Source organism: Bacillota bacterium (genome assembly GCA_023511835.1).
Lineage (GTDB): Bacteria > Bacillota > Sulfobacillia > JAIMAT01 > JAIMAT01 > JAIMAT01.
This window is the reverse complement of record JAIMAT010000001.1, coordinates 21,789-41,213: the sequence shown is the minus strand read 5'-3', so window position 1 is coordinate 41,213 and position 19,425 is coordinate 21,789. Positions and strand designations below refer to the sequence as shown.

The following is a 19,425-nucleotide window of genomic DNA, read 5'->3' as shown; positions in this document are numbered from 1 at the left end:
TCGCCCCGGCCGGCCGGACGGGGCGCCCGCCCAGGCCGGGCTGGGCGGGCGCGTTCAGGCCGGTCGCGCCGCCCCGGTGCCGCCGGCTCCGGCCGGCCCTCCGCCCGGAGCGGCCGCCCTCGCAGCCGGCCGGGGGATGGCGGCCACGGCCAGCCGGTCCGCCTTCTCGTTGAGCGGGTCGCCGCTGTGCCCGCTCACCTTGTGCCAGGTGACGCGCCGCTCGCGCACTAGGCGCAGCAGCTCGCGCCAGAGGTCCTGGTTCTCCACCGGCTGCCCGCGGCTGTTCCGCCAGCCGCGGCGCTCCCAGCCCGAGAACCAGTCCTGCAGGAAGGCGTTGACCACGTAGGCCGAGTCGCTCCAGACGGCGACGGAGCTGCCGGGCGGCGTATGGCGCAGCGCCTCGATCACCGCCGTCAGCTCCATGCGGTTGTTGGTGGTGGCGGGGTCGCCGCCGCTCAGGCAGGTGCCGTCCCGGAAGACGGCCGCCCAGCCGCCGGGCTGGCCGCCGGGGGCCTGGTTGTTCGAGCAGGCGCCGTCGGTGTAAACCACATATTCCTCCATTTTCGCCGCTTCGCCTCCCGCCGGCCCTCTTGACTCCGGAGCGGGCTCCAGGGTGTGGAATGCGAGTGTACCACAGCGGGGAGGCGTGATCGCATGAACGGCTGGGAAGAGGGCCGCCTCGACGCGCCCGGGGACGGCAGGAGCGCTGCGGAACGGCGGCGTTTCCGCCTGCGCGTCGACGGCATGACCTGCACCGGTTGCGAGCGGCATGTGGCCGAGGCGCTGCGCTCGGCAGGCGCCGAGGAGGTGAGCGCCGACTTCCGCCGCGGCGAGGCGCTCTTCTTGTACGCCGGCCGGCCCGATCCGGCGCGGCTGGGGGAGGCGGTCGCCGCCGCCGGCTACCGCGCGGGCGAGCTGGTCGAGCTGGAGGAAGCCGAACCGGTGCCGACGGACCGGCGGGGGCACGGAAAGCCGGGCGGGGGCGGGCCGGGCGGCGGCGGGCGCTACGACCTGGTCATCCTGGGCTCGGGCAGCGCCGCCTTCGCGGCGGCCATCCGCGCCAGCCAGGCCGGCGCGCGCGTGGCCATGGTCGAGCGCGCCACCGTGGGCGGCACCTGCGTCAACGTGGGCTGCGTCCCCTCCAAGTACCTCCTCCGCGCCAGCGAGATCCACGATCTGGCCGGCCAGGGCGGCTACCCGGGGCTCGGGACGCGCGCCGAGGCCGTCGACCTGCCGGCGCTGATGGCCGGCAAGGAGGCGCTGGTGGAGGGGCTGCGCCGGGAGAAGTACACCGACCTGATCGCGGAGTACGGCTGGGAGATGGTGGAGGGCGAGGCTTCCTTCCTCGACGGGGGCCGCGTCCGGGTCCGGGGCCCGGAAGGGGAGCGCGTGCTGGAGGGGGAGCGCTTCCTGGTGGCCACCGGGGCCGTACCCGCCGTGCCTCCGCTGCCGGGGCTGGAGGAGGCCGGCTACCTCACCAGCAGCGAGGTCCTGGCCCTCGGCCGGCTGCCCCGGAGCGTGGCGGTGCTGGGCGCGGGTTACGTGGCGCTGGAACTGGGCCAGTTCTTGGCCCGCCTGGGGGCCGAGGTGACGCTGATGCAGCGCGGTCCGCGTCTCCTCCCGCGCCATGAGCCCGAGATCGGCGAGGCGTTGCGACAACTTCTGGAGGAGCAGGGGATCCGCCTCCTCGCCGGCGTCCGTCCCGAACGCGTCGAGCGCACCGCCGCCGGGCGGCTCGTCCGCTATCGCGACGCCTCCGGCCAGCCCGGCGCCGTGGAGGCGGAGGAAGTGCTGGTGGCCACGGGCCGCCGCCCCGCCACCGAGGCGCTGGCGCTGGAGCGCGCGGGCGTGGCGCTGGCGCCGGGAGGCGGGGTGGCCGTGGACGGCCGCCTGCGCAGCACGAATCCGGCCGTCTTCGCGGCCGGCGACGTCACCGGCGGCCCGCAGTACGTCTACGTGGCCGCCCACGAGGGGAAGCTGGCGGCGGAGAACGCCCTCGGGCTCGGCGCGCGCGACCTGGACCTGAGCCTGGTCCCCTCGGTCATCTTCACGCGGCCCGCCGTGGCCAGCGTCGGCCTGACCGAGGCCAGGGCCCGAGAGGCCGGCTACCCGGTGCGAAGCGCCGTCCTGCCCGCGGAGGCGCTGGCGCGCGCGCGCGTCAACGGCGCCGCGCGCGGCCTTTACAAGCTGGTGGCCGACGCCTCCGGCGGGCGCCTCCTGGGCGCCCACCTGCTGGCCGAGGAGGCGGGCGAGGTGATCTACGCCGCGGCGCTGGCGCTCCGCGGCGGTCTGACGGTGGCCGACCTGGCCGAGAGCCTGGCGCCCTACCTGACCATGGGCGAGGGGCTCCGCTTGGCCGCCCTCGCCTTCGACCAGGAAGTGAGCCGCCTCTCCTGCTGCGCCGGCTGAGGCGGGCGGGCGGCTTCCGGCGGACCGGGGCGGGTCGCGGCTAGGGGAGGCGCTTCCGCCCGCCGCGCCCGGGCGCGCCCCCCGCGGGCGCCGGCGGGCCGAGGTAGACGCAGACCTCGCGCTCGTCGCAGCGCGGATCCGGGTGCGCCTCCGCCCATTCGAGGCGGCTCCGGAGCCCGTCGCGCAGCCGCTCCAGCTCGGCCAGGCGAGCCTCCACCTCGCCCAGGCGCCGCGCCAGGAGGTCGCGCACGTGGCGGCAGGGCGGGCGTCCGCCGGCCCGGATCTCCAGGATCTCGCGGATCTCCTGCAGGCGGAGGCCCAGCTCCTGGGCGCGGCGGATGAAGCGAAGCCGCTCCAGCGCCTCCTCGTCGTAGAGGCGATAGCCGGCCTCACTCCGCTCGCGTGGCGCCAGCAGGCCGAGCTGCTCGTAATAGCGCAGGCCGTCCACGGAAAGTCGGGCCTGGGCCGCCAGCTGACCGATGCGCATCCGCATCCCAAGACCCCCTGACGGGCGGCCGCTCCCCCGGATGGGCTGCGGCCGCCCCCGCCGCTCGAATCTACCCTACCGCGGCGGCCGAATCTGCGAAACGAAATTCACTTTCAAAAAGAGTTGCTCCGCGCCGCCGCTCGTGGTAATGGTGACGGCGTACCTCGTGTACGCTTCCTTTCGCCGAGACTGCAGAGAATCGGGGGAGCGCCTTGGATCTGTCCCGCCAAGAGTCGTGGAGTCAGCCGGAGGGAAGGGCCGAGCCCGGGGGCAGGGAGGGCCTTCCCGCCGGTCAGGCCGGGCTCGCCAGCGACGAAGCGGCGCGGCGGCTGCGCCGCTGGGGCCCCAACGAGGTGGCCCGCGAGCGCAGGAAGAGCGGCTGGCGGCGGCTGCTCGACGCGCTGCGCGAACCCATGTTCTTCCTGCTCCTCATCACCGCCTCGGTCTACTTCTTTCTGGGCGACACGGGCGAGGGCCTGACCATGCTGGCCTTCGTGGTGGCGGTGGTGGCCATCACGGTGGTGCAGGAGTGGCGGACCGAGCGCGCGCTCGATTCGCTGCGGGAGCTGGCGGCGCCGCGCGCGCGCGTCCTGCGCGACGGCCGCTGGGAGTGGATCCCGGCCCGCGAGGTGGTGCCGGGCGACTTCCTGGCCCTCACCGAGGGCGAGAGGATCCCGGCGGACGTCCGGCTCTCCTCCGTCGCCGACCTCTCCGTGGACGAGTCCATGCTGACCGGCGAGTCGGAGCCGGTCTGGAAGGCGGCGGGCGACGCCTGCTACGCCGGCACGGTCGTCCTGCAGGGGCAGGGATGGGGCGAGGTGGAGGCGACGGGGGAGCGCAGCCGGCTGGGCGAGATCGGCCGCCTCATCGCCTCGGTGGAGGAGCATCCCACCCCGCTGCAGCGGCAGATCCGCTCGCTGGTGCGGCAGTTCTTCCTGGTGGGCGCGGTGCTCTGCCTGGCAGTGGGGGGGCTGGTGGCCTGGGAGGCGGTTCGCGCCGGCTCGGGCAGGGCCTGGACGGAGGCGCTCCTGGCCGGCATCTCCCTGGCCATGGCCATGATCCCCGAGGAGTTCCCGGTGGTGCTGACCGTCTTTCTCTCCCTGGGGGCCTGGCGCCTCTCCCGGCAGAAGGCGCTGGTCCGCCGGCTGCCCTCGGTGGAGACGCTGGGCGCCGTCAGCCTGCTCTGCGTGGACAAGACGGGCACGCTGACCGAGAACCGGATGAGCGTCCGCGACGCCGTCGCCTGGGCGCCGGCGGCCGTGGCGGGCGGGAGGGGCGAGGCGTCCGGGCGGGCGGGCGAGGAGGCCGGCCCCGAGGCCTGGGAGGAGCTGGTCCGGACCGCCGTCCTGGCCTGCGAGGAGGAGCCGTATGACCCCATGGACCTGGCCATCGGGCGCTGGAGCGGCGAGCGCGGCCTGGAGCCGGAGGCGGTGCGCGCCGGGCGCCGCCTGGTCCACGAGTACCCCTTCCGTCCCCAGGAGCGCTGGATGGGCCACATCTGGGAGGATCCCTCGGGTGTGGGCGAGCTGGCGGTCAAGGGAGCGCCCGAGAACGTCCTGCCCCTCTGTCGGCTGGAGCCGGAGGAGCGGCAGGCGGCGGAGGAGCGGGTGCGCGGGCTGGCCTCGCGCGGCCTGCGCGTCCTGGCCGTGGCGCGGGGGGAGGAGGGCGACCCCGGCCTCCGGGCCCCCTACCCCGAGCGCCTGGCGGACCACCGCCTCCGCCTGGTGGGCCTGCTGGGGCTGGCCGACCCGCCGCGGGAGGGCGTCCGAGAGGCGGTGGCGCTCTGCCGCGGAGCCGGCGTCGACGTGGTGATGATCACTGGCGACCATCCCGCCACGGCGGAGGCCATCGCCCGCGAGGTGGGGCTGGACGGCGGCGCGGGCACGGTGACGGGCGAGGAGTTGGACCGGTTCGGGGAGGAGGAGCTGGACCGGCTCCTGACCACGGGCCGGGGCGCGGGGGTGCGCATCTTCGCGCGCACCGTCCCCGGGCAGAAGTTGCGCCTGGTGCGCAGCTGGCGGCGGCAGGGCCGCGTGGTGGCCATGACCGGCGACGGCGTCAACGACGCCCCGGCCCTGAAGGAGGCCGACATCGGCGTCGCCATGGGCGGCCGGGGGACCGACGTGGCCCGCGACGCGGCCGACATGGTGCTGCTGGACGACAACTTCGTCACCATCGCCAACGCCCTTCGCCAGGGGCGCCACATCTACGACAACATCCGCAAGGCGGTCGCCTACATCCTGGCCATTCACGTGCCCATCGCCGGCCTGGCCCTCCTCGCCCCGCTGCTGGGCCTGCCGCTCTTTCTCTGGCCGATCCACATCGCGCTCCTGGAGCTGATCCTCGACCCCACCTGCTCCATCGTCTTCGAGACGACGCCCGAGGAGCCCGACCTGATGCGCCGCCCGCCGCGCCCGCCGGAGGCCCCGCTGGTGGACGCGAGGCTGCTCGGCCAGGCGCTCGCCCTGGGCGGTACGCTGCTGGCGGCGACGCTCCTGGTCGACCTGGTGGCGCTCCGCCAGGGCCTGGGCGAGGCGACGGCCCGCTCCATGGGGCTGGCGACGCTCCTCCTGGGGAACGTGCTGCTGGTCCTGAGCATGAGCTCGGAGCGGCGTCCGCTTCTCGCCGGCCTGCTGGGGCGGCCGTCCGACGGCGCCGGACCCGCCGGGGAGAATCCCGCCGGTCGCCGGAGCCGCTGGGTGCTGGCGGCGGGAACACTTCTGCTCCTGGCCGCCGGCCTCTACGTCCCCTCCCTGCGACCGGCGCTGGGGACCGCGCCGCTGGAGGCGCGCGGCCTCCTGGTGGCGGGCGCGGCGGCGGCGGCTGCCACCCTCTGGTGGGAAGGGGTGAAGCGGCTGCGCAGGACGGCCTAGGCGCCGGGCCGCCCGGGCCGCCCCGCGCGACGGGGGCCGGGCGGGCGGCCTACGCCTCGGGGGGCGCCATGAACTCCGGCCCCACCGGCTCCGGGATGCTCTCCGCCAGGATCCGCTCGATCTCCGCCAGCTCGCCGGCGTCCAGGCTCCAGCCCCAGACGCCGGCCACCTCCTCCACCTGCGCCGGCCGCCGGACGCCCCAGAGGCTGACCTGGACCCCGGGCTGCTGGAGCGCCCAGCGCGCGGCCAGCTGGGCCAGGGAGCGCCCGTGCCGCTCGGCCAGCGGGCGCAGGCGATCGACGGCCTCCAGGTAGTGGCGGAAGCGCTCGCCCTGGAACTTCGGGTCCTGGCGGCGCAGGTCGCCCTCGGGGAAGGTGGTGCCGGCCGTGAACTTCCCGGTCAGGAGCCCGCGCGCCAGCACGCCGTAGGTGAGCGTGGCCACGCCGTGCTCGCGGCAGTAGGGGAGGATCTCCCGCTCGGCCTCGCGCTCGAAGAGGTTGTACGGGGGCTGGGCCGTGTGCAGGGGCGCCGCCTGGCGCCAGCGCTCCATCTGCGCCACGCTGTAGTTGCTGACGCCGATAGCGCGGATCTTCCCCTCCTCGCGCAGGCGGAGCAACGTCTCGGCCGTACTCTCCACGGGCGTGGAGGGGTCGGGCCAGTGGACCTGGTAGAGGTCGATCACGTCCACGCCCAGGCGGCGGAGGCTCTCCTCCACCTCCTGGCGGATCCGCTCCGGACGCGAGTTGCGGCGGATCTCCCCGCGGGCGTTCCACTCCAGGCCGACCTTGGTGGCGATCACCAGCTCCTGCCGGTGACCGATGCGGCGCAGCGCACGGCCCACGATCTCCTCGGCGCGGCCGAAGCCGTAGACCGGGGCCGTGTCCACCAGGTTGATCCCCATCTCGAAGGCGCGCTCCACGGAGGCGACGGCGCCGGCCTCGTCGCTGCCTCCCCACATCCAGCCGCCCATGGCCCAGGTGCCGAGGCCGATGCGCGAGACCTCGCGGTCGAGACCGGGGATGCGAATGCGTTCGACTTCCGCGGACAAGACAGGTTCGCCTCCTGGGAGGAACTGGCCGGATCGCCCGGACGCCGGCGGTGGCCGGGGACGCCCGAACCCGGACGGGCAGGTCCACCCTACCCCAAGACGCGCCGGGGGGCCAACCGGGCGGCCGGCGGTCCTGCCCCGGTCCGGCGGGAGGAAGCACCGCCCCTCCGCGCCAACTCCCCTCCGGGAGGTGGGCGACTTGCGCGTCGCCATCCTCGGTGCGGGCGCCATCGGCGCCTGCCTGGCGGCGGCGCTCGTGCGCGCCGGCGAGGAGGTGCTCTTTCTGGTCCGCCCCGGCCGTGCGGCGGCCTACGGGGGGCGGCTGGTCGTGGAGGGGAGCGAGGGGGAGACGGAGGTGCGGGCGCGCTTCCTCGAGCCCGGCGACAGGCTTCCCGAGCCGGACTGGCTGGTGGTGACCGTCAAGTCCTGGGCCACCGAGGAGGCCGTGCGCGCCTGGCGGGAGGCGCTGCCGGCGGCGACGCCGGTCCTCTCGCCGCAGAACGGCGTCGACAACGAGGAGGTGCTCGGCCGGCTGCTGGGGGCGGAGCGCGTCTTCCCGGCCGTGGTCTACGGTCCGGCGCAGCAGCTGGGGCCCGGACGGGTACGCCAGGGCGGGCCCATGCGCATGACGGCGGGGCTGCCGCCGGGGCTGCCCGCCGCCCGCCAGGCGCTGGCGGAGGGGCGGCTGACGGCGCTCCAGGCCGCGCTCGGCCGCGGCGGCATCCCCCTCACCATCAGCGCCGAGATCCTGGCCGCCAAGTGGTCCAAGCTGGTCTGGAACGCGGTCTGGAACCCGCTCACCGCCCTGGCGGAGCGCGAGATCGGGGCCGTGCTGGAGGAGCCGGGCGCCCGCTCGGTGGCCGTGGCCGGCATGGGCGAGGTGGCGGCGGTGGCCGAGGCGGAGGGCTATCACCTGGCCGAGAGTGTCGTCCCCGACGGTCTCGCCCTCTCGCGCGCCATGGCCGACCAGCCCACCTCCATGCTGGCGGACCTCCGCGCCGGCCGGCGGCTGGAGATCGAGCTGGTGGAGTCGGTCGTCCGGCGGGCGCAGCGCCACGACCTGGGCACGCCGGTGCTCTCGACGCTGGCCGCGCTTCTTCGCCTCCGCTACCCGGAGCTGACCGGCTGAGGGGGGACGTCGCCAGGCTCGGGTCGCCAGAGGCTCCCCAGCGGCCGCAAGGCGGGCGGCGGCGGGCCCATCTCGCGGAGCCGTTCCAGCAGGGCCTCGCCCCCCACCGGGGGCAGGAGGAGGAGGGAGCGGACGCGCTCCCCGTAGCGGGGCGACTCCAGCGTCGCCCCGGCGCGCCGGGCGAGCGCCTGCAGGGGCTCCCAGAGCGCGTAGGAGACCTCCAGCTCCCAGGCCGGGCGGGCGACGAGGCGCACCAGGGGCGCCCGGGCGATGGCCAGCTCCGCCGCCTGCCGGTAGGCGCGGACCAGCCCCGGCGCGCCCAGCAGGATGCCGCCGAAGTGGCGGCTGACCACCAGCACCGCCTGCTCCAGGCCGTGCTGGCGGAGCGCCGCCAGGATGGGTCGGCCGGCCGTGCCCGCCGGCTCCCCGTCGTCGGAAGCGTGCTCGCTGAGCCGTCCCGCCTCCTCGACCCGCCAGGCGACGGCGTGGTGGCGCGCGTCGGGCAGACGGCGGCGGAGCTCGAGCCAGAAGCCGCGCGCCTCGGCCGGCGTGACGGCCGGCGCCAGCCGGGCGACGAAGCGGGAGCGCTTCACGTCCAGCTCGCCGCTCGCTTCCCCGGTCACGACCCGGCGCGTCGCCGCCCCGCCCGTGCGGGGCGCCTCGTCTCGCACGCCCCTGGCCATCCGGCCCCTCCCCGCCGGCGAGTGTAGCATGATGGCGTGCGGGGACGGGAAGGAGGAGCGGGCATGGCGGCCGGAAGGCTTCCGCGTGTGACCGAGCCCGACGAGGACGGACCGCTGCCGCCGCCGCGGGTCGCGCTGGCCCTGGGGTCGGGCTCGGTCCGAGGGGGTGCCCACATCGGCGTCCTCCAGGTGCTGGAGGAGCACGGTCTGGAACCCGACCTGGTCACCGGCTCCAGCGTGGGTGCGCTGGTGGGCGCGCTCTGGGCGGGCGGCCTGGAGGCCCGCGAGGTGGAACGGAGGATCGGCGGCCTCCAGGCGGCCGAAGTCCTGGACCTGAGCCGCAACCCCCTGGACCTGGCCTACGTGGGCTCGCGCGTCCTCCTGGAGGCGCTGGGCGTCCGCAGCCGCTGGGTGCGACCGGCGCCCAGCGGTCTCGCCACCGGACTCCGCCTGGAGGCCTGGCTGCGCGAGAACCTCCCCGTGGCCCGCTTCGAGGAACTGCCGCGGCGGCTGGCCGTGGTCGCCTGCGACCTGCTGGCCGGAACCACCGTGGTGCTGACCGGGAGCCGCTGGCTGGCCGGCGCCCGGCGGCTCGAGGGCGCGGCGGCCGCGGCTGGCGAGGGCCACGTGCTGGTGGCGGCGAGCGACGTGGCGGCGGCGGTGCGCGCCTCGAGCTCCATCCCCTGGATCTACACGCCCAAGCGCCTGGGCGGCCGGGTGCTGGTGGACGGCGGCGTCAGCGAGCCGGTTCCCGCTCCCTCCGCGCGGCTACTGGGAGCCCGGCGCGTCGTCGCCGTCGACCTGGGAAGCGTCGCCGAGCCGCCCGGCGAGGTGCGGGGCATCGCGCGCATCCTCGGACGCAGCGCCGAGGTGGCCGGACGTCACCTGACGCGCTGGCAGCTGGCCTCCACCGCCGACCTGGTGCTGCGGCCGCTCCTGCCCCGCGCCGGCCTGACCGAGATGGAGCGCCTGCCGGCCATGGTGGAGGCCGGCCGCCGGGAGGCCGAGCGACAGCTGGAGGCGCTGAAGGCGATCTTTCGCGAGGCCCGCGGCCGGTGAGGGAGGTACCGCCGGGCGCAGGACGGCCCGGCGGCGGCGACCCGCTCAGGAGCCGGTGCGCAGGCGGAGCTCCCGGAGGAGCGACTCGATGCGCGGGTCCGAGGGAGTGAGCCGGGCGGCCGCCTCCGCCTGCAGGAGCGCCTCGGCGTTCTGGCCCGAGGCGGCTAGCGCCTGTGCGTAGAGGAAGTGGGCGTCGGCGCTGGAGGGCTCGGACCAGGTGGCCGCCTCCAGCGCTTCCCGGGCGGCGGCCAGGTCGCCCGTATCCAGCGCCTCTCGTCCGTAGCGCAGGAGGAGGTCGTAGTAGCCGGGCCGCTGGGAGACGGGCACCAAGTCGCGGACCGCCGCCCGCAGCGGCGGGAGCGAGGCGGGGAGGAGGAGCGGGAGGAACGGCGCCGCGGCGAGCAGGCCGGCCAGCGCCATGGCCGGCCAGGCGAGGGCGGCGGGGCGCTCGCCCGGGCGCCCCATGAGCAGGCCCAGCACGACGCCCGCCAGGAGACCGCCCAGGTGGGCCCAGTTGTCGATGTTGGGCACCACCAGCCCGTAGCCCAGGATGACCAGGATCCAGATCACCATGGGAGCCAGCATCTGCTGGCGGAGGGCGCCCCGGTTGGAGGCCAGCGCCACCAGGACGGCGCCCAGGAGCGCCATGATGGCGCCGCTGGCTCCCACCGCCAGGCCGGTGGCGGGCAGCCCGACCAGGCCGGCCAGCCCGGCCACCACGGCGCCCGCCAGGTAGATGAGCAGCATGCGCCCGTGGCCGTAGGCGCCCTCCGCCAGCGGCCCGATCTGGAGAAGGGCGAAGCCGTTGAGCAGCAGGTGCAGCCAGCTGCCGTGCAGCCAGGCGTAGGCCATGAGGCGCCAGAGCTCGCCCAGCACGATGAAGGCGTTCAGCCGTGCGCCCCAGTCGACCAGGAGCGAGGTGGAGAAGGGGTCGCTGCGCGCGCCCTCCAGGACCCCCACCAGGCCGATGGCACCCAGGAGGAGGGTGGTGGCCCAGGGATCGGCCGCGCTGCCCGGCATGGCCAGCCAGCGGCCCAGCCCGCGCCGGCGGGGGAGCGGCTCGTTCTCGATGCGGCGGCGCTCCTCCGGCCCGATGGGGGCGAAGCGGCGGAGCGCCGGATGGCGGGCGGCGCGGGCGGGTCCCTCGAGGCGGCCCCGGGTCGGGTCGACGACCAGCAGGTGGAGGCTCGTCCCCCCTCCCGCCGCGAGGGTGCCGGGCGCCTGGGCGACCGGCAGCCCGTCCCCCGCTACGGCGACGGCGGCAGCCTCGACGGGCCGCCCCGACCATTCGTGCAGCCCCTGCGCCCAGGCGGCCAGCTCGCCGAGCGCCTCCTCCAGCCGCTCCGCCCCGGCCGCCACCGGCGGGGGCAGAAGGGCCAGCAGCTCCAGCCGTCCCCAGCGCTCGCGGATGAGGACGCGGTCGGCCAGCTCGGCCAGGAGCGGCGGCACGCCCTGCGCCCACTCGAAACCCTCCTCCACGATCAGCCGTTCGCCGGCGCTCTCCAGATAGAGACGGGCCGGGTCCGCGCCCTCCTCCACCCCTCTACCCCCTCGGCGAGAACTCTACCACCTCCGCCGCGCGGCCCCGCCGAGCGACCCCCGGCGCCGCCGCGCGGCGGTAGAATGCGGGAGACGGACGGCCGCACCGGCTCCCCGCCGACGATCGGCGGGCGCCGGCCGGGTCGGAAGCGCGGGGGGTCGCGGGGGTGGAGGAGCGGCGGGAAGGGGAGCCGGACGACCTTTTGCAGCGCCGCACCGGCCGCAAGGACTTCTTCCGCATCCTGCTGGCCTCGCTCGCCCAGACGGTGGAGAACTTCACCCGCCAGGCGGGAGCAGGCGGCGAGATGGAGCGGCCGCTGGAGCTGGCGGAGGCGCTGGCTGGCGGGCGCTGGGAGCGGCTCCTACCCTCGGCGGCGGTGACGGCGGAGCCGCGCCTGCGGGTGGCCGAGGGACGGGCGGTCTACGTGCTGCGCCCGGAACCCGGCGGCCCTCCCCGGGCGTTGGAGGGCGTCTGTCCCGTCGACCGACGATTCGTCCAGTGGCGCCAGGAGGAATCGCTCTTCCGCTGCCCCGGCTGCGGCGCCCTCTACGGGCCGGAAGGAGTCCGCCTGGGCGGCGGCCGGGAGCGGCTTCCAGGGCTCCGCTGCCGCGAGGAGGAGGGCTGGATCCACGTCTTCCTCCCCGGGGCGCCGCGCTCCCCGGCCGCCCCGGACGGCGGGTCAGGGTCGTCCCCGCGCGCTCAGTAAGGCGGCTGCTGAATGCCCTGGAGCGCGCTCCAGAGGTCGCCCGTGGCGAAGCCCATCTGCCAGCTGGCCACGCCGGCCAGCCGGTAGCGGCGGACCAGGTCGACGCGCGCCTGCCACGTGCGCGGCCCGTCCAGCCAGAGGCTGACCTGCGCCGCCCCCTGCCGGTAGCGGGCCACGTACTCCCCGGTGCGCGGGTCGTAGACGGGCTGCACGCCGTGTTCTGCCGCCAGCCTCCAGCCCTGGGCGGTGGAGACGGCCGTCGAGGTGAGCTTGGAGCCTCCGCCCGCCGTCGGGCTCTCCGTCCAGACGCGGGTGTAGAAGGGGACGCCCAGCAGCAGCCGCTCGGCCGGCACCTTCTGCAGCGCCTGCCGCAGCTGCGTCTCCGTCCAGTCGACCGCCGCCACCGGCCCGGCCACCGGCGAGCCGCTCCAGTACTGGTCGTAGGCCATCAGTACCAGGAAGTCGGCGCTGGCCGCCAGCTCGGCGTGCTGGAAGAAGGCCGACCAGCTGGAGGAGCCGCCCACCACCGCCACGTCCACGCTGACGGTCAGCCGCCGGGCGTGGGCCGGAGGCACCAGCTCGCGCACCAGCTGGGTGTAGAGCGGGCCGTCGGCCGCCTGCACGTTCTCGAAGTCCAGGTTGATCCCGTCCAGCCCGTAGAGCGCCGCCAGGTCGAGGAGGGCGGCGACGAAGCGCTGCCGTGCCGCCGCGCTGACCAGGAAGGCGTGGGTCCGCAGCGGGTCGAAACTGTTGGTCACCACCGCCCAGACCTGCAGGCCGGCCCGGTGGGCGGCGTTGACCACCACCACCGAGCCCAGGTTGGCCACGTCGCCGCCGGCGTCGGCCAGCTCGAACCAGGTGGGCGCCAGGACGTTGACGCCGGGCGGCGCCGCCGGGGGCAGGGCGGGCAGATCCTTCTGCGTCACCATGGCGAAGGCCAGGTTGAGCCGCTCTCCCGGCGGGATGACCGGCCCGGCCGCGGCGCCGGCGGCCGTCCCGGGCGGGTGCGGGGCCCAGGCGGGCAGCGCGGGCGGCGCGCCGCTCCCTCCCGCCGCGGCCGGGCTCTCCAGCCCCGCCGGCTGACCGGCCCGGGCGACGCGGCCGCCGCCGAGGCGGACGCGCCAGATGGGCAGCCAGCCCAGGCGGCCCTGGGGGTCGCGCACCTCAAGCCAGAGCGAGGACTGCCGCAGCACCAGCAGCGGAGTGGCCGGCGCCAGGCTGGCGTAACTGCCGCTGCGCCAAGCCGGTCGCGCCCGCAGCGGAACCGCGCCCGAGCCGCGCACCTGCCCGGCGGCGTAGGCGGCGCCGTCCGGATCCGCCACCACCGTGCGGCTCTGCGGCACCCAGGCCAGGGATGCGCCGTAGAGGCGGCGGAGGAGATCCAGCTCCATCCACGGTTGGCCGTCGTGCAGGACGACGGGGAAGCGCAGCGGCAGCCGGTAGACCGCCTGCGGACGGGTGACGATCACCTGGCCCGCGGCCGAGTCCCAGACGATGTGGGGGTCGAGCCGGCTCCGCACCCAGGCGAGGGGGAGGAAGACGCTCGCCTCCGCCCCGCTCCCCGCCACCCAGGGTTGCACCTCTGCACGCTCGCTGCCCTCCACCAGCACGGCGCCCCCCGCGGGCGCCCAGGAGAGGCGCGGCAGGGGCCAGAGGAACCAGGCGGCGAGCGCCAGGAGGAGCGCGACCGGAAGGGCCAGCCAGAGGAGGCGCGAGCGCGGCAGGGGTCGCGGCGCCGGGGCCGGAAGGCTTGTACCGGGCAGGCTCATGTACGGCTTCTTCGCCTCCGCGCGGCGCACCCCTCCCGCCGGCCCGGCGGGAGGAGCTGCCGCCGCGCGGGACGAAGCGAGGCAGGGGCGGGAGGGGGCCGTAGGCGGTGGCCGGGATGGAGGGCTTCTTGCTCCTGCTGGCGGCGGCGCTCCTGGGCTGGCTCTCGCTCCGCGGCGAGGCCCGCCTGCGCCGTCTCACGCAGGGAGGCGCGCCGCGCGGCACGCCGGGCGCGGAGGCCGACCTCCCGCGGGCGGGCCGGCTCCTCCGCTCGCCCCGCCCCGGGCGGGCGGGCCTCGTCCGCCTCGAACCCGGGGGCGAGGTCTGGAGCGCCCGCGGCACGGCGGCCGGCAACCTCGCCCCGGGCGAACGGGTGCGCGTCACCGGCCGCGCCGGCTTCTCCCTCCTGGTCGAGCCCGACGCGCCCGCGGGGAGGGGAGCCGGCCCCCGGGCGCCGGGCGCGGGCCCGCCGCCTAGCGCTCCCGGCGCGCCGGCTCGATGTTGACCGACTTGCCCCGGATCTGGTTGTCGCGCATCGCCCGGAGGACGCGGGCGGCGTGCTCCTGCGGCACCTCCACGAAGGTGAAGCGGTCGTAGATGTCGATGCGGCCGATGACGCTCCCCGGGATGCCCGACTCGCCGGCGATGGCGCCGACGATGTCGCCCGGCCGTACGCGGTCCCGGCGGCCGATGTCGATGAAGAGCCGGACCATGCCGGGCTCCGCGCCGGTATCGCCGAAGGCGGCCGGCTCCTCCTCGGCCTCCTCGTCGGCCAGCGAGCCGGCGCGCACCCCCGTGTCCAGCATGCGGAGCAGCTGGGCGACCACCCGCTCGCTCTCGTACTGCTCCAGGAGCTCGTGAGCGATGCGGGCGTAGGGCGCCAGGTCGGGCTCGCGCGGCTCTTCCCCCTCGGCCGCCTCAGCGCCGTTTTCCTGGCGCGGCTCCAGGGCGTCCAGCACCCGGTCGGCCAGCGCCCGGAAGTGGCGCTCGCGCACCTCGGCCACCGTCGGCACGGCGCGCCGCTCGATGCGCGCGCGGGTGAGCCGCTCGATCAGCCGGAGGAGACTCCGCTCGCGCGGGGTGACGAAGGTGATGGCCACGCCGCTCCGCCCCGCGCGGGCGGTCCGCCCGATGCGGTGAACGTAGACCTCCGGGTCCTGGGGGATGTCGTAGTTGAAGACGTAGTCGACGCCCTCGATGTCGAGGCCGCGCGCGGCCACGTCCGTGGCCACCAGGATCTCCACCTGGCCGGAGCGGAACTGGGCCATGACGCGGTCCCGCTCGCGCTGGCTGAGGTCGCCGTGGAGCGCCTGGGCCAGGTAGCCGCGCTCCTGCAGGTGGTCGGCCAGCTCGTCCACTCCGCGCTTGGTGCGGCAGAAGACCAGCGCCATGCCCGGGTCCTCCACGTCCAGGAAGCGGCAGAGCGCCTCCAGCTTCTCCCGGTCGCGCACCTCCACCCAGTACTGCTCGACGGCGGGCACCGTCAGCGTCGGCGCCGCCACGCGCACCCGCGCCGGATCGCGCAGGAACCGCCGCGCCAGCCTCTCGACCGCCTCCGGCACCGTCGCCGAGAAGAGCATGGTCTGCCGTTCCGACGGCGTCTCCGCCAGGATGGCCTCCACGTCGTCGATGAAGCCCATGTCCAGCATCTCGTCCGCCTCGTCCAGCACCAGGAAGCGGATCCCGTCCAGCGAGAGCGTCCCCCGCCGCAGGTGGTCCAGGAGGCGCCCCGGCGTGCCCACCACGACGGGCGGCCCCTGCCGCAGCGCGTGGATCTGCCGCTCGATGGCCTGCCCGCCGTAGACGGGGAGCGCCCGCGCCGGAAGGAAGCGGCCGATGCGCGTCAGCTCCTCGGCCACCTGGATGGTCAGCTCGCGCGTCGGGCAGAGGATGAGCGCCTGGACCGGGCGGTCAGGCTCCAGGCGCTGCAGGATGGGGATCCCGTAGGCGGCCGTCTTGCCCGTACCCGTCTGCGCCTGGCCGATCAGGTCCCGCCCCTCCAGCGCGATGGGCAGCGCCTCGGACTGGATCGGCGTCGGCGTCTCGAAGCCCATCGCCACGATGCCCTGCAAAAGCTCGGGTTTCAGGTTCAACTCGGAGAAACTCTGGATGGCCACGGGGGCGAAACCTCCTACTCATCCAAGAAGGCCGATGCCGACCTCCTCCCGGCGAGGCCCGGCACCGGTATGCTTTCACACTAGCAGTTGCCGGCGCCGCCCGCCAGCGGGGAGGGCGCCGGCGCCAAGCCCCGGGGAGGTCCGATACGGTGGATCCGGAGAACGAGCCCCACGGCCCGTGGCCCGCCGAGCGGCTGCGCAACGTGGCGCTGATCGCCCACGTGGACCACGGCAAGACGACGCTGGTGGACGCCATCCTGCGCCAGACCGGCGCCTTCCGCGAGAACCAGGCGCCTGGGGAGCGTGTGCTCGACTCCAACGAGCTGGAGCGGGAGCGCGGCATCACCATCCTGGCCAAGAACACGGCCGTCTTCTACCGCGGCCACAAGATCAACCTGGTGGACACCCCGGGCCACGCCGACTTCGGCGGGGAGGTGGAGCGGATCCTGGGCATGGTGGAGGGGGCGCTCCTCCTGGTCGACGCGATGGAGGGGGTGATGCCGCAGACCCGCTTCGTGGTCGAGAAGGCGCTCCGGGCGCACCTCGGGCTGATCCTGGTGGTCAACAAGGTCGACCGGCCCGGGGCGGAGCCTGCGCGTGCCGTCGACCAGGTGCTGGACCTGCTCATCGCCCTGGGCGCCGGCGACGAGGTGCTGGAGATTCCCGTCCTCTACGCTTCCGGACGCCTGGGTGTCGCCTTCGCCGACTGGCCGCCCCGTCCCCGCCAGGGCGCCGGCGGAGAGGGGAGGGGGGAGCTGCCGGAGGGCGACCTCCGCCCCCTTCTCGACGCCATCCTGGAGAGCGTGCCGCCGCCGGCGGGCGATCCCGAGGCGCCGCTCCAGATCCTGGTCACCACCCTCGACCGCGACGAGTACCTGGGCCGCCTCGCCATCGGGCGGATCGCCAACGGCCGCATCTCCGACGGCCAGAGCGTCGCCGTGCTGCGGGGGGACGACGGGGCGCCGCCCCGTATCGGGCGCGTCCAGCCGCTCTTCACGTTCGGCAGCCTCCGCCGCCTGCGTTGCCCGCTGGCCGAGGCGGGGGAGATCGTGGCGCTCGCCGGGCTGGAGGGGGTGACGGTGGGGGAGACGGTGACCGATCCGCTGGAGCCGCGACCGCTTCCTCCGCTTCGCGTGGACGAACCGACCATGACCATGGTCTTCATGGTCAACACCAGCCCCTTCGCCGGCCGGGAGGGGAGCTTCCTCACCTCGCGACACCTCGCCGAGCGGCTGGAACGGGAGATGGAGCGGAACGTCGGCCTGCTGGTGGAGCCGGGCGACCAGCCCGACCGCTGGCGCGTCTCGGGTCGGGGCGAGCTCCACCTCTCCGTCCTGATCGAGACCATGCGGCGCGAAGGCTACGAGTTCGCCGTCTCGCGCCCGGAGGTGATCTGGCGCGAGCGTGACGGCCGCCGGGAGGAGCCCCTGGAGCTGCTGGTGGCGGACGTGCCCGACGAGGCGGCCGGGGCGGTGCTGGAGGCGCTGGGTGCCCGCCGCGGTGAACTCCGCCAGATGGCGCCGGCGGGCGAGGGGAGGAGCCGGCTGGAGTTCCTCGTCCCCTCCCGCGGCCTGCTCGGCTTCGACAGCCAGTTCGCGGCGCTGACGCGCGGGTACGGCGTCGCCTACCACACCTTCTACGGCTACGGGCCCGACCGGGGGCCGATCCCCCTGCGCAGCCGCGGCAGCCTGGTGGCCTGGGAGCGGGGCGTCACCACGGCCTATGCCCTGGCCAACGCCGAGCAGCGGGGGACGCTCTTCGTGGGGCCCGGGACGGAGGTCTACGAGGGCCAGATCGTGGGCGAGAACGCGCGCGAGGGCGACCTGGACATCAATGTCTGCAAGAGCAAGCACCTGACGAACATGCGCTCCTCCACCGCCGACGTGGCCGTGCGCCTCACCCCGCCGCGCCAGCTCTCGCTGGAGGAGGCTCTGGAGTTCATCCGCGAGGACGAGCTGGTGGAGGTCACCCCGCGCGCCATCCGCCTGCGCAAGGCCGTCCTCGACCGCGAGGAGAGGGCGCGCCTGCGCGCCGGCCGGGTGAGCCGTATCGAGGCGGGCCGGCGCGGCTGAGCGGGGTCGCCATAGGCGGGGACGGCCCCGGGCAGGCTAGAGCGCGCGGGCCGGCGACGGCCCGCGGAGGTGGTCCGGATGACGGAAAAGGAAGCCGCCCCTGTCGGAGCGCAGCGCCCCGGCCGGGAGAGGCCCGGCCCTCGCGACGCTGCCCGCGCGCAAGGGGGGGCGCAGGCCGGGGAGGACCTGGCCACCCCCGGTTACGGCGAGCGTGCGGCCGGCGGCGAGGTGGCGCAGGCGGCCTGGGAGGCGACGGCGGCGACCGTGGCGCCCTCCGGCTCCGCCCGGCCCGCGGGGCCGACCGGCGGAGGCCGGCCGCGCTACGGCAACTCCCCCTACGACCGCGCCGGCAAGGCGGGCGCTGCCCGGGAGGGGGCGCCGGCGGGCGGGGAGGCGGCGGACGGGGAGGCCCGCTGACCGACCTCCCGCCGGCCTCCCGCCGAGCCGGGGCGCGCGCACCGGTCGGCCGGCGGTCGCGCGCTCAGAAGCCGGCGGCGAGGTTGCGGGCCTGCTCCCAGAGCTCCTCCGGCAGGCGGAGGCCGGAGGCCGAGACGTTCTCCTCCACCTGCTCGAGCCGGCTGGCGCCCACCAGCGCCGAGGAGACCTCGGGCCGGCGCAGCACCCAGGCCAGGGCGAAGCGGGCGGGGCTGAGGCCGGCCTCGGCGGCCAGGCGCGCCAGACGCCCGGCCCGCTCCAGCGCCTCGGGCTCCAGGTAGCGCGCCATGGAGCCTGCCGGGCCGCTCCGGCCCGCGCGGCTGTCGGCGGGAGGCCGCTCGCCCGGGCGGTACCGGCCGGCCAGGACCCCCTGGGCCAGCGGCGAGTAGGCGACCACGCCGACGCCCTCGCGGGCGCAGAAGGGGAGGATCTCCTCCTCGATCTCCGGCGCCAGCAGGTTGTAGTGCGGCTGGTCGGCGACGATGGGCGCCCAGCCGCGGCTGCGCTGGATGTGGAGCGCCTCGGCCATCTGCTGGGCGCTCCACTCGCTCACCCCGGCGTAGAGCACCTTGCCCTGGCGCTGCATGTCCTCCAGGGCGCGCAGCGTCTCCTCCAGCGGCGTCTCCGGGTCGAAGCGGTGGCAGTAGAAGAGGTCGACGTAGTCGACGCCCAGGCGGCGCAGGCTGCCCTCCAGCGACTCCACGAGGTGCTTGCGCGAGAGTCCGCGGTCGTTGGGGCCCTCCCCCACGGGCCAGAAGGCCTTGGTGGCCAGGACGTAGGAGGAGCGCGGCAGTCCGCGCAGTGCCTCGCCGAGCACGCGTTCGGCCTCGCCACCCTGGTAGACGTCGGCGGTGTCGAAGAAGTTGACGCCCAGCTCGTACGCACGCCGGATGCAGGCCAGGGCTTCCTGCCGGCCGGTGCTTCCTCCGTAGGTGAGCCAGGAGCCGAGGCCGATCTCGCTGACGCGCAGGCCGCTCCGGCCCAGGTGGCGATACTCCAATCGCTCTCCCTTCCCCGGGGCGTGCGGCGGCCGGGAGGATCACCCCGCCCCTGACGGTCCTCCCAACGTATCCTCGCCGCGGTACGCCTGCCAAGGCCGG

Annotated in this window: 16 protein-coding genes; 8 read left to right on the top strand and 8 right to left on the bottom strand. The window is 75.8% G+C overall.

Going from position 1 to position 19,425, the window contains the following annotated elements; all coding sequences use genetic code 11:
- Window positions 1–54 precede the first annotated feature (54 nt).
- The gene (locus K6U79_00210; GenBank protein ID MCL6520787.1) at window positions 55–561 is read right to left on the bottom strand and encodes a ribonuclease HI; all 507 of its coding nucleotides are present in this window, start codon (window positions 559–561) and stop codon (window positions 55–57) included.
- Window positions 562–654: 93 nt separating this feature from the next.
- Here K6U79_00210 and merA point away from each other — a divergent pair, with 93 nt between their 5' ends.
- Complete coding sequence (gene merA, locus K6U79_00205; protein MCL6520786.1) at window positions 655–2,409, top strand: mercury(II) reductase; 1,755 nt, start codon at window positions 655–657, stop codon at window positions 2,407–2,409.
- Between the two features lie 40 nt (window positions 2,410–2,449).
- Here the strand turns inward: merA and K6U79_00200 are convergent, their stop codons facing one another.
- Window positions 2,450–2,896, bottom strand: coding sequence for a heavy metal-responsive transcriptional regulator (locus K6U79_00200; protein MCL6520785.1), 447 nt, complete (start codon window positions 2,894–2,896; stop codon window positions 2,450–2,452).
- 212 nt (window positions 2,897–3,108) lie between these two features.
- On the opposite strand from K6U79_00200, the gene K6U79_00195 reads away from it, so the two are divergent.
- The gene (locus tag K6U79_00195; protein MCL6520784.1) at window positions 3,109–5,769 is read left to right on the top strand and encodes a cation-translocating P-type ATPase; all 2,661 of its coding nucleotides are present in this window, start codon (window positions 3,109–3,111) and stop codon (window positions 5,767–5,769) included.
- Window positions 5,770–5,818: 49 nt separating this feature from the next.
- Here K6U79_00195 and K6U79_00190 read toward each other — a convergent pair whose 3' ends face one another.
- Complete coding sequence (locus K6U79_00190) at window positions 5,819–7,030, bottom strand: aldo/keto reductase (protein ID MCL6520783.1); 1,212 nt, start codon at window positions 7,028–7,030, stop codon at window positions 5,819–5,821.
- Here K6U79_00190 and K6U79_00185 point away from each other — a divergent pair.
- The gene (locus K6U79_00185; protein ID MCL6520782.1) at window positions 7,017–7,946 is read left to right on the top strand and encodes a ketopantoate reductase family protein; all 930 of its coding nucleotides are present in this window, start codon (window positions 7,017–7,019) and stop codon (window positions 7,944–7,946) included. The two genes, K6U79_00190 and K6U79_00185, sit on opposite strands and share 14 nt — an antisense overlap.
- Here K6U79_00185 and K6U79_00180 read toward each other — a convergent pair.
- Window positions 7,925–8,629 (bottom strand): YigZ family protein, encoded by a 705-nt coding sequence (locus K6U79_00180; protein ID MCL6520781.1) that lies wholly within the window; start codon window positions 8,627–8,629, stop codon window positions 7,925–7,927. The genes K6U79_00185 and K6U79_00180 overlap by 22 nt on opposite strands.
- A gap of 63 nt (window positions 8,630–8,692) precedes the next feature.
- On the opposite strand from K6U79_00180, the gene K6U79_00175 reads away from it, so the two are divergent.
- Entirely contained in the window at window positions 8,693–9,688 is a 996-nt protein-coding gene (locus K6U79_00175) for a patatin-like phospholipase family protein (GenBank protein ID MCL6520780.1), read from the top strand.
- 45 nt (window positions 9,689–9,733) lie between these two features.
- Here K6U79_00175 and K6U79_00170 read toward each other — a convergent pair whose 3' ends face one another.
- Window positions 9,734–11,227, bottom strand: a complete 1,494-nt coding sequence (locus K6U79_00170) for a rhomboid family intramembrane serine protease (protein ID MCL6520779.1) — start codon at window positions 11,225–11,227, stop codon at window positions 9,734–9,736.
- 167 nt (window positions 11,228–11,394) lie between these two features.
- On the opposite strand from K6U79_00170, the gene K6U79_00165 reads away from it, so the two are divergent.
- Window positions 11,395–11,934, top strand: a complete 540-nt coding sequence (locus K6U79_00165) for a hypothetical protein (protein MCL6520778.1) — start codon at window positions 11,395–11,397, stop codon at window positions 11,932–11,934.
- Here the strand turns inward: K6U79_00165 and K6U79_00160 are convergent.
- Window positions 11,928–13,733 (bottom strand): hypothetical protein, encoded by a 1,806-nt coding sequence (locus tag K6U79_00160; GenBank protein ID MCL6520777.1) that lies wholly within the window; start codon window positions 13,731–13,733, stop codon window positions 11,928–11,930. The genes K6U79_00165 and K6U79_00160 overlap by 7 nt on opposite strands.
- A gap of 86 nt (window positions 13,734–13,819) precedes the next feature.
- Between K6U79_00160 and K6U79_00155 the strand changes: the two genes are divergently transcribed.
- A complete protein-coding gene (locus K6U79_00155; GenBank protein MCL6520776.1) occupies window positions 13,820–14,206 on the top strand; it encodes an NfeD family protein in 387 nt (128 codons plus the stop codon).
- Here the strand turns inward: K6U79_00155 and K6U79_00150 are convergent.
- Window positions 14,175–15,755 (bottom strand): DEAD/DEAH box helicase, encoded by a 1,581-nt coding sequence (locus K6U79_00150; GenBank protein MCL6520775.1) that lies wholly within the window; start codon window positions 15,753–15,755, stop codon window positions 14,175–14,177. The genes K6U79_00155 and K6U79_00150 overlap by 32 nt on opposite strands.
- Before the next feature lie 257 nt (window positions 15,756–16,012).
- Between K6U79_00150 and typA the strand changes: the two genes are divergently transcribed.
- Together typA and K6U79_00140 are read left to right on the top strand one after the other, a co-directional pair.
- A complete protein-coding gene (gene typA / locus K6U79_00145; protein ID MCL6520774.1) occupies window positions 16,013–17,890 on the top strand; it encodes a translational GTPase TypA in 1,878 nt (625 codons plus the stop codon).
- Window positions 17,891–17,968: 78 nt separating this feature from the next.
- Window positions 17,969–18,307 (top strand): hypothetical protein, encoded by a 339-nt coding sequence (locus K6U79_00140; protein ID MCL6520773.1) that lies wholly within the window; start codon window positions 17,969–17,971, stop codon window positions 18,305–18,307.
- Between the two features lie 64 nt (window positions 18,308–18,371).
- Here the strand turns inward: K6U79_00140 and K6U79_00135 are convergent, their stop codons facing one another.
- Window positions 18,372–19,325: an aldo/keto reductase family protein gene (locus tag K6U79_00135; protein ID MCL6520772.1), complete on the bottom strand. Its 954-nt coding sequence runs from the start codon at window positions 19,323–19,325 to the stop codon at window positions 18,372–18,374.
- Window positions 19,326–19,425 lie beyond the last annotated feature (100 nt).